This is a genomic window from Streptococcus sp. M143 (assembly GCF_000162495.1).
In the GTDB taxonomy this organism is placed as follows: domain Bacteria; phylum Bacillota; class Bacilli; order Lactobacillales; family Streptococcaceae; genus Streptococcus; species Streptococcus dentisani.
In genome coordinates, this window is record NZ_GG730092.1 from 65644 (window position 1) to 76328 (window position 10685).

General features: G+C 41.3%; 14 protein-coding genes. 13 read left to right on the top strand and 1 reads right to left on the bottom strand.

Features of this window, described 5'->3' with window-relative positions; all coding sequences use genetic code 11:
• Positions 1-193: 193 nt before the first annotated feature.
• From HMPREF0850_RS03835 to HMPREF0850_RS03895, 13 genes are all read left to right on the top strand, one after another.
• On the top strand, positions 194-958 hold the full coding sequence (locus HMPREF0850_RS03835; RefSeq protein ID WP_000615021.1) for a nucleoside phosphorylase: 765 nt from the start codon (positions 194-196) through the stop codon (positions 956-958).
• A gap of 33 nt (positions 959-991) precedes the next feature.
• A complete protein-coding gene (locus tag HMPREF0850_RS03840; protein WP_000897938.1) occupies positions 992-2371 on the top strand; it encodes a TrkH family potassium uptake protein in 1380 nt (459 codons plus the stop codon).
• 13 nt (positions 2372-2384) lie between these two features.
• Complete coding sequence (locus HMPREF0850_RS03845; RefSeq protein WP_001283887.1) at positions 2385-3050, top strand: potassium channel family protein; 666 nt, start codon at positions 2385-2387, stop codon at positions 3048-3050.
• Positions 3051-3206: 156 nt separating this feature from the next.
• A complete protein-coding gene (locus tag HMPREF0850_RS03850) occupies positions 3207-5294 on the top strand; it encodes an SSURE domain-containing protein (RefSeq protein WP_000671340.1) in 2088 nt (695 codons plus the stop codon).
• 80 nt (positions 5295-5374) lie between these two features.
• On the top strand, positions 5375-6073 hold the full coding sequence (locus HMPREF0850_RS03855; protein ID WP_000751218.1) for a response regulator transcription factor: 699 nt from the start codon (positions 5375-5377) through the stop codon (positions 6071-6073).
• Positions 6070-7104 (top strand): sensor histidine kinase, encoded by a 1035-nt coding sequence (locus HMPREF0850_RS03860; RefSeq protein WP_000769395.1) that lies wholly within the window; start codon positions 6070-6072, stop codon positions 7102-7104. The genes HMPREF0850_RS03855 and HMPREF0850_RS03860 overlap by 4 nt, the downstream gene beginning before the upstream one ends.
• A gap of 202 nt (positions 7105-7306) precedes the next feature.
• Positions 7307-7918: a 30S ribosomal protein S4 gene (rpsD, locus tag HMPREF0850_RS03865; RefSeq protein ID WP_000092756.1), complete on the top strand. Its 612-nt coding sequence runs from the start codon at positions 7307-7309 to the stop codon at positions 7916-7918.
• Between the two features lie 617 nt (positions 7919-8535).
• Positions 8536-8718, top strand: a complete 183-nt coding sequence (locus HMPREF0850_RS03870) for a hypothetical protein (protein WP_000780387.1) — start codon at positions 8536-8538, stop codon at positions 8716-8718.
• A 75-nt stretch (positions 8719-8793) separates the two neighbouring features.
• A complete protein-coding gene (locus HMPREF0850_RS03875; RefSeq protein WP_000043341.1) occupies positions 8794-9009 on the top strand; it encodes a hypothetical protein in 216 nt (71 codons plus the stop codon).
• A 72-nt stretch (positions 9010-9081) separates the two neighbouring features.
• Positions 9082-9309: a hypothetical protein gene (locus HMPREF0850_RS03880; protein WP_009013763.1), complete on the top strand. Its 228-nt coding sequence runs from the start codon at positions 9082-9084 to the stop codon at positions 9307-9309.
• A 113-nt stretch (positions 9310-9422) separates the two neighbouring features.
• Positions 9423-9710 (top strand): hypothetical protein, encoded by a 288-nt coding sequence (locus HMPREF0850_RS03885; RefSeq protein WP_000542381.1) that lies wholly within the window; start codon positions 9423-9425, stop codon positions 9708-9710.
• On the top strand, positions 9711-9902 hold the full coding sequence (locus tag HMPREF0850_RS03890; RefSeq protein WP_000177340.1) for a hypothetical protein: 192 nt from the start codon (positions 9711-9713) through the stop codon (positions 9900-9902).
• Between the two features lie 66 nt (positions 9903-9968).
• Positions 9969-10181: a hypothetical protein gene (locus tag HMPREF0850_RS03895; RefSeq protein ID WP_000710706.1), complete on the top strand. Its 213-nt coding sequence runs from the start codon at positions 9969-9971 to the stop codon at positions 10179-10181.
• Positions 10182-10467: 286 nt separating this feature from the next.
• On the opposite strand, the gene HMPREF0850_RS13250 is transcribed toward HMPREF0850_RS03895, so the two are convergent.
• Positions 10468-10653, bottom strand: a complete 186-nt coding sequence (locus HMPREF0850_RS13250; RefSeq protein WP_009013804.1) for a hypothetical protein — start codon at positions 10651-10653, stop codon at positions 10468-10470.
• Positions 10654-10685: the final 32 nt, after the last annotated feature.

The following is a 10685-nucleotide window of genomic DNA, read 5'->3' on the forward strand; positions in this document are numbered from 1 at the left end:
ATGTCTTTTTTGTTGTTGAATTTGGTATTTATTTATAACTCCTCAATCACTTTACTAAAACAGAAACCGACTTCTCCAGCGGTGCAACGATTTCTTAAGTGTATGGAAGAGGAGTTTTTTGGCTTGCTAAACCCAACTCCTTGACACTCCGTCAGCTTTTGATACAATAGTACAAAATTAGAGGAGGTGGGTTATGATTCAGAAGCATGCGATTCCCATTTTAGAGTTTGATGACAATCCCCAAGCAGTCCTTATGCCAACACATGAGGGATTGGACTTAAAGTTGCCAAAGAAGTGCATCTATGCGTTTTTGGAGGAGGAGATTGACCGCTATGCCCAGGAAGTAGGGGCGGATTGTGTTGGTGAGTTCGTTTCGGCCACCAAGACTTATCCAGTCTACGTCCTCAACTACGAGGGCGAGGAGATCTGTCTAGCCCAGGCGCCCGTGGGCTCTGCCCCAGCGGCCCAGTTTATGGATTGGTTGATTGGCTATGGTGTGGAGCAAATCATTTCCACTGGAACCTGTGGCGTCCTAGCCGATATTGAGGAAAATGCCTTTCTCGTTCCTGTTCGCGCTCTGCGAGATGAGGGAACCAGCTACCACTATGTAGCGCCTTCTCGTTATATGGAGATGCAGATTGAGGCTATCTCTGCCATTGAGCAAGTCTTGGAACAAAGAGGCATTCCTTACGAGGAGGTCATGACCTGGACGACAGATGGTTTTTACCGAGAGACGGCTGAAAAGGTTGCCTATCGTAAGGAAGAAGGCTGTGCCGTTGTGGAGATGGAGTGTTCTGCTCTTGCGGCAGTAGCTCAGCTACGTGGGGTTGTCTGGGGGGAATTGCTCTTTACCGCAGATTCCTTGGCAGATCTGGACAACTACGACAGTCGTGACTGGGGTTCTGAAGCTTTTGACAAGGCACTCGAACTCTGTCTTGCCATTGTGCACCACATGTGAGTGTTCTGACTGTTTTTATGGTAGAATGTAGCTATGTTATTCAAATCTTTTTTGGAAAAAATCAAGACGACTCTGGTTCGGTTATCGCCAGCCCGTCGTATCTTTTTAAGTTTTGCCCTAGTTATCTTCTTGGGCTCGCTCCTTTTAAGCCTCCCCTTTGTGCAGGCAGCTACGTCACAAGCGACCTACTTTGACCATCTCTTTACAACTGTATCCATGGTCTGTGTGACAGGGCTCTTCACCCAGCCAGTGGCCTCTACTTATAATATTTGGGGTCAATTGATTTGCATGCTGTTGATCCAGATCGGTGGTTTGGGGCTTATGACCTTTATTGGAATCTTTTATATCCAAGGGAAACAAAAGCTCAGTCTTCGTAGCCGTGAGACTATTCAAGAAAGTTTCAGTTATGGAGAAACTCAGTCTCTAAAGGATTTCATCCGCTCGATCTTTCTGACGACTTTTCTGGTGGAAGGGATCGGTGCCTTTCTCCTGAGTTTCCGCTTTATTCCCGAATTTGGTTGGGGGCGAGGGGGTTTAACTTCTATCTTTTTGGCTGTTTCAGCTTTCTGTAATGCTGGATTTGATAATTTTGGAAGTACGAGTTTGCTAGCCTTTCAAACGGACCCCTTGATCAATCTAGTGATTGCAGGTTTGATTATCACTGGTGGCCTAGGATTTATGGTTTGGTTTGACCTAGCGACCCAGATTGGGAAGAAGAAAAAACGTCGTCTTCGTTTCCATACCAAGTTGGTTCTCTTTTTAACGGCGGGAATTCTGCTCTTTGGAACCGTATCGACTTTGTTCATCGAGTGGAACAATCCTGGAACGATTGGAAATCTTAGCGCTCCAGAGAAATTGCTGGTTAGTTTCTTCCAGACCGTTAGCATGAGAACGGCAGGCTTTGCTTCCATTGACTACACCCAGGCTCGATCGGTGACCTTGTTCATCTATATCTTACAGATGTTTCTGGGAGGGGCGCCTGGAGGGACAGCAGGGGGGCTCAAGATTACGACCTTCTTTGTCTTGTTGGTCTTTGCCCGTAGCGAACTATTGGGCTTGCCTCATGCCAATGTGGCTCGGAGGACCATTGAACCCCGAACCGTACAAAAGTCTTTCAGTGTCTTTATTATCTTCTTGCTAACATTCTTGCTGGGCTTGATCCTACTAGGGATAACAGCAGAGGGAAATCCGCGCTTTATCTACCTCATGTTTGAGACCATTTCAGCCCTTGCAACAGTTGGGGTGACGGCAAATTTAACACCAGAGTTAGGTAAGTTAGCCCTCAGTATCGTTATGTTGTTGATGTTTATCGGCCGTATTGGTCCCTTGACACTACTGGTCAGTGTAGCGGAATACCAGCCAGACAAGAAAGATACGATTCACTATATGAAGGCAGATATCACTATCGGATAAGAAAGGAAAAACGATGTCAGATCGGACAATTGGAATTTTAGGCTTGGGAATTTTTGGGAGCAGTGTTTTGGCTGCCCTAGCCAAGCATGACATGAATATCATTGCTATTGATGACCACGAGGAACGCATTAATCAATTTGAATCAGTGTTGGCGCGTGGAGTAGTTGGAGATATCACGGATGAAGAACTCCTTCTATCAGCGGGGATTGACACCTGTGATACCGTAGTCGTCGCAACAGGTGAAAATCTGGAGTCCAGTGTTCTTGCGGTCATGCACTGCAAGAGTTTAGGAGTGCCGACCGTTATTGCCAAGGTCAAAAGCCATACGGCTAAAAAGGTGTTGGAAAAAATTGGTGCAGACGCAGTCATCTCACCAGAGTTTGAAATGGGGCGCTCATTAGCACAGACCATCCTCTTTCATAACAGCGTAGACGTCTTTCAGCTGGACAAGAATGTATCGATTGTCGAGATGAAAATCCCCCAATCATGGGTAGGTAAAAGCCTCAGTCAGTTGGATTTACGTGGGCGATACAACCTCAATGTACTTGGTTTTCGTTCCTACGAAAATGCTCCTCTGGATGTCCAATTCGGACCCAATGACCTCTTGCAGGCAGATGCCTACATCATGGCAGTCATTAATAACCAACATTTGGACACTCTAGCTGAACTGAGTGAGTAGGAGAGGAAAGGCTACTCTCTTTCCTAATAATTAACGAGTCAATATAAGTATTTTATAAGAGGGATTTAAGAAAAATTTTAACTTTTTCTTAATCCTTTTTAATTTTAGGAGATTATACTAGAGTCATCAAAAAAAGAAAACTCTAAGGAGAATCCTATGAAATTCAATCCAAATCAGAGATATACTCGTTGGTCTATTCGCCGTCTCAGTGTAGGCGTTGCTTCAGTTGTTGTGGCTAGTGGCTTCTTTGTCCTAGTTGGTCAACCAAGTTCTGCGCGTGCTGATGTCGTCAATCCGACTCCTGCCCAAGTCGTGCCAGACGCTGCTTCGGTGAGTGAAAAGAGCGACTTACCAGCAGAGGTTCTCAAAAAAGCAGTCGATGTAGCTCTTCCTTCAGAACAGTCTATTCCAACACCTAAAGCAAGTGTGGATACCACAAGCTCTTCAGAAAAAGCGGACGCAACTGCTAAAGAGCCTGCAGTAGTGCCAAAAGAAGAAGTGCAAGCACAACCTGACTCTAAGAAACAAACAGAAGATGCAGTTAAACCTGTGGAAAGTCCTGCGTCTACAGTTTCTGGACAAGACCGTGAAGTCAGTGAAGCGCAACCAGCGACCACCCCAGCTGAAGTGCAAAAGGGTGTGGCCGACAACACCAAAGACACAGTAGATGTCCCAGCTAGTTACCTTGACAAAGCCAATTTCCCAGGACCATTTACAGCTGGTGTCAATCAAGTCATTCCATACGAATTCTTCGCTGGTGACGGCATGTTGACTCGCCTGATCTTGAAAGCATCTGATAAGGCTCCATGGTCAGACAACGGTTCAGCTAAAAATCCCGCCCTTCCACCAGTAGAGAAATTGGGCAAAGGTCTTTACTTCTATGAAGTGGATTTAGCAGGTACCCAAGGCAAATCTGACAAAGAGTTGCTTGATCTTTTAAAACAAAACGGCACGCAAAGCTATAAAGCTACTATCAAGGTGTACGGTGCAAAAGACGGCAAACCTGACTTAACTAATCTGGTAGCGACTAAAAATTTGGATGTCAACTTGAATAGTTTGACCACCCCAGCTGAAGTGCAAAAAGGTGTGGCTGACAATACAAAAGATACAGTAGATGTCCCAGCTAGTTACCTTGACAAAGCCAATTTCCCAGGACCATTTACAGCTGGTGTCAATCAAGTCATTCCATACGAGTTCTTTGCCGGTGACGGTATGTTAACACGCCTTATCTTGAAAGCATCCGACAAGGCTCCATGGTCAGACAATGGTTCAGCTAAAAATCCCGCTCTCCCACCAGTAGAGAAATTGGGCAAAGGCCTTTACTTCTACGAAGTGGATTTAGCAGGCACCCAAGGAAAATCAGATAAAGAGCTTCTTGACCTTTTGAAACAAAATGGTACGCAAAGTTATAAGGCAACCATCAAAGTGTACGGTGCAAAAGATGGCAAACCTGACTTAACTAATCTGGTAGCGACTAAAGATTTGACTGTTAATTTGAATGGCTTAACCACACCAAATCAGGTTAAAGAGTCTGTTGTTAACAATGTCAAAGACATGATTGATGTTCCAGCTAGCTACCTTGATAAGGCTAAGGTTCCTGGACCTTTCTTGGCTGGTGTCAACCAAGTTATTCCGTACGAAGCTTTTGGTGGAGATGGTATGTTGACTCGCCTCTTGTTAAAAGCCTCAGACAAAGCCCCATGGTCCGACAACGGAACAGCTAAAAATCCTGCTCTATTGCCACTTGAAGGCTTGGCTAAAGGTCAATATTTCTACGAAGTGGATTTGAATGGCAATACGGTTGGCAAAGATGGTCAGGCCTTGCTGGATCAACTTCGAGCTAACGGAACCCATACATACCTAGCTACTGTTAAAGTCTATGGATCTAAAGATGGCAAACCTGATTTGACCAATCTGATTGCTACTCGTCAAGTAACGATTCAACTTCGTGGAAAAGAAATGGCGACAATACCATCTCAACAAGGTCAGATGAATACGAAGCCTTCTGAAACAGGCTCTACAGGTACGACTGAGGGTGTGATGGGTACAAATAACCATATGTCAGATATGAAAGTAGATCAACCAGCTTCTAGCCCAATGGCTAATATGATGAAAAAAGATGATAAAGCGATGCTACCAAATACTGGGGAAGCTAAAACGGCTACAGCAGGCCTTGGTATCTTTGGTCTAGCCTTGGCAGGTCTTGTTGGACTTTTGGGTTTGACAACCAAACGAGAAGATTAAGATTCAAATCATTTAAACATTAGAGAAAATAGTGTTATACTAAAGCAAGTATAACACTGTTTTTATCGAAGGAGTGTCAGATGAAAAAGACAATTTTGCTGGTTGATGATGAAATAGATATTCTAGATATTCAACACCGCTATCTTATACAGGCGGGTTACGACGTTTTGGTCGCCCATGATGGCAAGGAGGGATTAGAGCTTTTCAGAAAAAAATCTATCGACCTCATTATCACAGATATCATGATGCCCAATATGGACGGGTATGATTTTATCAGTGAAGTTCAGTATATCGCTCCGGATCAACCCTTCCTCTTTACAACTGCTAAGACAAGCGAACAGGATAAGATTTATGGATTAAGTTTGGGGGCAGATGATTTTATAGTCAAACCCTTTAGCCCACGCGAATTGGTTTTAAGAGTGAATAATATCTTGCGTCGCCTTAGCCGTGGAGGAGAGACAGAACAGATCGAGTTTGGTGACTTAGTGATCAACCATGTGACTCATGAGGTTCGCATTGGGGAGCAACCTTTGGAATTGACAGTAAAATCCTTTGAACTTCTATGGATATTAGCCAGCAATCCCGAGAGAGTCTTTTCAAAGACGGAACTTTATGAGAAGGTATGGCAAGAGGACTATGTGGATGATACCAATACACTCAATGTTCATATCCATGCTTTGAGGCAAGAGTTGACCAAGCATACGAATTCAAATGCTCCTGCTATCAAAACTGTCTGGGGTTTGGGTTATAAGATGGAAAGACCAAGAGGTAGAACATGAAATTAAAAAACTATATTTTAGTGGGGTATCTAGTGTCGACTCTACTAACGATTTTGGTCGTTTTCTGGGCAGTCCAACGGATGTTGATCGAGAAAAGTGAAGTTTACTTTCTCGTTGGAATGACCTTGATTGCTAGTTTCATTGGCGCTGCAGTGAGCATCTTTCTTTTGTCGCCAGTGTTCTCTTCTCTGAAACATTTGAAAAAACAAGCTCAGGATATAGCAAGCAAGGATTTCAGCACAGAAATTGAAACCAAGGGACCATTAGAATTTCAAGAGCTGGGGCAGGCTTTTAATGACATGTCCCACAATTTGCAAGCCACCTTTCAATCACTTGATGAGAGCGAGCAAGAAAAGAGAATGATGATTGCGCAGCTCTCTCACGATATTAAAACTCCCATTACCTCCATTCAGGTTACTGTGGAGGGAATTCTAGATGGAGTGATTAAGGAAGAGGAGCGGCTCCACTACTTAACCACGATTGGTCGGCAAACTGAGCGTCTAAACAAGCTAGTGGAGGAATTGGATGTTTTGACTCTCAATACACAACCTCAAGATACTGCTGATGAGGAAGTCGAAGAGGTCTTTTTAGATCAGCTGTTGATTGAGTCAATGAGTGAATTTCAACTCCAGATTGAACAAGAGGAGCGGGATGTTTACATTCAAGTGTCACCTGAGTCGGCGAAAATCAAGAGCAATTCTGACAAACTTTCTCGCATTTTGGTTAATTTGTTAAACAATGCCTTTAAATATTCAGAACCAGGAACCAGAATCGAGGTTCTTGCCCAATTAACAGAACAAGAGCTGACAATCAGTGTGAAAGACGAGGGTCAGGGGATCCTTCCTGAAGATTTGGAAAAGATCTTTAAACGACTTTATCGTGTAGAAACTTCGCGCAATATGAAGACAGGTGGACATGGATTAGGACTTGCGATTGCACGCGAACTAGCCCATCAGCTTGGTGGCGAAATCACAGCAGAAAGTCAATATGGCTTAGGAAGCAAGTTTACATTCAGCCTCAATTTGAAATAAAGGCGTAAAATCCCTTTACAAATCTAGCTTTTCATGGTACAATAGCCTTTGTGTGAAATAGCAGCAGGAAAGCATGAAGCTCGTCAACAGGTGTCTTATGACAAGTAACCTTGGCTGTTTAGGCGAAGGGCATCTGCACGAATCAGGGCTTTCTAAGTGACTATTTCCACCGAAATATTATTTATATCAGGAGGACATACACATGTCACGTTATACAGGACCATCTTGGAAACAAGCTCGTCGCCTTGGCCTTTCACTTACAGGTACAGGTAAAGAATTGGCACGTCGTAACTACGTACCAGGACAACACGGACCAAACAACCGTTCTAAATTGTCAGAATACGGTTTGCAATTGGCTGAAAAACAAAAACTTCGTTTCACTTACGGTGTAGGTGAAAAACAATTCCGTAACTTGTTCGTACAAGCTACAAAAATCAAAGGCGGAATCCTAGGTTTCAACTTCATGCTTCTTTTGGAACGTCGTTTGGATAACGTTGTTTACCGTCTTGGCCTTGCGACTACTCGTCGTCAAGCTCGTCAATTCGTAAACCACGGTCACATCCTTGTTGACGGAAAACGCGTTGATATCCCATCATACCGTGTAACTCCAGGTCAAGTGATCTCAGTTCGTGAAAAATCATTGAAAGTTCCAGCAATCCTTGAAGCAGTAGAAGCTACTCTTGGACGTCCAGCATTCGTATCATTCGACGCTGAAAAATTGGAAGGTTCATTGACTCGCTTGCCAGAACGCGACGAAATCAACCCAGAAATCAACGAAGCACTTGTCGTTGAATTCTACAACAAGATGCTTTAATTTTAAGAAATATCTTACAGAAAGCCTACAACAGTGGGCTTTTTGCTTTGTCTTAAAAGGTTGATTTCTGGGTTTGCTTAGATATTTGCTAGATTGATTTCATTGCTGCTTCAAAGAATGAGACGGCTTTTTTTGCGTTCTCTTTTGAGAGGTAAAAAGAAGCGTGACCCTCCCACAGCTATAGAGCTTTTAGGCGGGAAAACCACACTTCTTTCTTGAATTAATTTTACATCATTTTGACTTAAAAAACAAATAGAGGCGTCCCACCTCCTACCGCAGAAAGATCTGTTTCAAGGGGAGATGGAAAACCTCTATTCGTTAATTTAATTATAGCCTAAAAAACTTTTAAATACAAGGCTATTGAGATAGTAAGGGGGAAAAAAGAAGTAACCATCATTCCGACCACATAGTAGACAGGGGGGAACAAGATTACTTCCTTTATTTACTTAAGTATACAACATTTTTACAAGAAAGCAAAGTAGCAGGTTAGTCTAATGGGGTGCTTGTTGTACTTTAGCAAGTAAGGTGTGCTATAATGCTTTTAACAGGAACTAAAAGCCATTAGTAAATAACTAATATTGGGTCATATTGTTCCGATGTTAGAGAGAAGGAACTTAATGAAATTATGGGAATATGTTGATAAAAATGTTCGCCTTATTTTAGAAGATGGGACCTCCATCAAGGGTAGGGTGGTTGATTGGTTTGACGGTTATGATTTAGATGGTCCTGACGAAATAGTTATAGGTGATCGCTCATATCCTGAAGATATTATCAAGAAAATCAAAATTATTAGTGCTTAGTTCAACCTAGGCGATTTTATCGACTAACTATAAAAAGTATAAGAACTATCGAAAAAATAGCAGAGAGGAAAATAAATGAGTAAACAGCTTTGGAAGTATCTTCGATCAAGGGTTCAGATAGTCACTAATTGCGATAAGATAATCAAGGGACGTGTCATAGACTTTGTTGACGAAATGGACAATGATGAGCAAGATGAAATCACTATTCTCATTGCTAATCCTAGTCCAGATGAAGCTACTGAAATTTCTCTCTTTGAGAGTGAGATTGTCTCGATTAAAACAATCTCATAGGACTTAGAACAATCTAGGTGCTTTTACCTGCCTTATTTGAAAGAAAACACTATGGAAAAGGATTTAGTTTATATGGCAATATTAGATGATTTACAAGAGTTATATGACAATGGTTGGGATGCCTCTTTTGATTATAATGGTCAAGTATGTGGGATTTTTCCTAATTCTGTTCATGATATTGTAGTGGTGATTGGAGATAAGGAATACCAGGTATCATCATTCATTGATCTGATTTCTCTAAAAATTGACGATAACACTTTAGTAGAAATTATGGATGGAATTGAAGTGCAGTATTATTAAAATAAAAATCATCTTTGATGAATGAACTGCACCCCAAAAATTAGATTTTGTCTGTTAAATTTTTGGAACGTAGCTCAATATGCTACAACGTTCTTATTAGGAGGGGAAGGGTAATGGGTTATAGTCAACAAGTATTAGACATGCTCCAGCAAACAGTCAGTGGTCAGATTGATAATTTTTGGGATTTTTCCTTTACGTTTAACGCTCTTTTTGGAGAAGATGCGGAATTTTCCGAGGCTTGGGATAATGAAAACTCTGAAATGTTTGACGCTCTCAATGACTTTGAGTTGATGATATTTTTAGAGGAACATGATCCAAGCGACAAACAAGGTTTTATCGATTTCTTAACACCTTACTACGAAAAAGCAAAGCAATTAGCCAATATTGAAAGGAATATTTAAATGACACTCTGGAAATTTAACCGTACAGATGTAATTATCACGTTAAAAAATGGCGCGGTAGTTAGAGGATTTGTAGAAGACTATTGTGACGCCTCTGACAATGACGAGGAGATTGACTCCTTGCTGGTAGATGTTGATGGAACTCTTTATGAATATTTTGAAGATGAAATCGTCAGCATCATAGAAAGCTAGTAGTGGGAATAGAATCTAAGGAAAAAATCTTGTTTGTTGAGATTGTTTTAGTTGGGATGGTCCTATATGAAAAAGGATGAAATTAAAAAATATTTAGACAAAGATCTTGAATTTAATTATAATAGCCGAGGTGCTTGCTTTTTATCGAGTATATGTGTAGTTGGTTATGATTATGAAGGTCAGCAGTTTGATACAATTGATGAAGCTATGGAAGCTAAAGTATTTGACGGGAAAAGCTTAGTAGATATATGGGATGAAGTTTTTCCACAAGTTTTTTAAAATGAAAAGCACCTTTGATGAACTGCACCCCAAAAGTTAGATTTTTTCTGTCTAACTTTTGGGGTGCAGTTCAAATGTATGAGATATTTTTAGTTTTGATTTAATTTCGATATTTTTCCGGAAAATACTTATTTTTCGGAAAGTCAAGATTTTGTTATTATTTATGATATACTGGTACCGTAATTATATCCTTACAGAGGTTAAGTAAGGGTTTCAGTACACGTCAATAGATGTCAAAATATTGATTTTAAGCGATTTTTGATTTTTGGAAACTCATTATATCGCACTACAAATCAATAAAAACTCTACCTTTTACTCTACCTTTTTTAGATAAATATATCATCTGGATATTGAAGTTAAGCCCTGCTATCATTTCGATGGCAGGGCTTTTTAATGTTTGGGACACTACCTTCTTATCTATATTTTGATGGAGCTGAAGTTGACATCTACAAAGTTTAATGTTAAAATACATTCAAAAATATATTTGAATGAGGTGCTTTATGG

Bases quoted from the DNA above. Each gene is read 5' to 3' on its own strand.
- HMPREF0850_RS03895 (WP_000710706.1), top strand. From the start codon at position 9,969: ATGAAAAAGGATGAAATTAAAAAATATTTAGACAAAGATCTTGAATTT.
- HMPREF0850_RS03885 (WP_000542381.1), top strand. From the start codon at position 9,423: ATGGGTTATAGTCAACAAGTATTAGACATGCTCCAGCAAACAGTCAGT.
- HMPREF0850_RS03890 (WP_000177340.1), top strand. From the start codon at position 9,711: ATGACACTCTGGAAATTTAACCGTACAGATGTAATTATCACGTTAAAA.
- HMPREF0850_RS03855 (WP_000751218.1), top strand. From the start codon at position 5,375: ATGAAAAAGACAATTTTGCTGGTTGATGATGAAATAGATATTCTAGAT.
- HMPREF0850_RS03870 (WP_000780387.1), top strand. From the start codon at position 8,536: ATGAAATTATGGGAATATGTTGATAAAAATGTTCGCCTTATTTTAGAA.
- HMPREF0850_RS03840 (WP_000897938.1), top strand. From the start codon at position 992: ATGTTATTCAAATCTTTTTTGGAAAAAATCAAGACGACTCTGGTTCGG.
- HMPREF0850_RS03880 (WP_009013763.1), top strand. From the start codon at position 9,082: ATGGCAATATTAGATGATTTACAAGAGTTATATGACAATGGTTGGGAT.
- HMPREF0850_RS03860 (WP_000769395.1), top strand. From the start codon at position 6,070: ATGAAATTAAAAAACTATATTTTAGTGGGGTATCTAGTGTCGACTCTA.
- HMPREF0850_RS03850 (WP_000671340.1), top strand. From the start codon at position 3,207: ATGAAATTCAATCCAAATCAGAGATATACTCGTTGGTCTATTCGCCGT.
- HMPREF0850_RS03875 (WP_000043341.1), top strand. From the start codon at position 8,794: ATGAGTAAACAGCTTTGGAAGTATCTTCGATCAAGGGTTCAGATAGTC.
- rpsD (WP_000092756.1), top strand. From the start codon at position 7,307: ATGTCACGTTATACAGGACCATCTTGGAAACAAGCTCGTCGCCTTGGC.
- HMPREF0850_RS13250 (WP_009013804.1), bottom strand. From the start codon at position 10,653: ATGTATTTTAACATTAAACTTTGTAGATGTCAACTTCAGCTCCATCAA.
- HMPREF0850_RS03845 (WP_001283887.1), top strand. From the start codon at position 2,385: ATGTCAGATCGGACAATTGGAATTTTAGGCTTGGGAATTTTTGGGAGC.
- HMPREF0850_RS03835 (WP_000615021.1), top strand. From the start codon at position 194: ATGATTCAGAAGCATGCGATTCCCATTTTAGAGTTTGATGACAATCCC.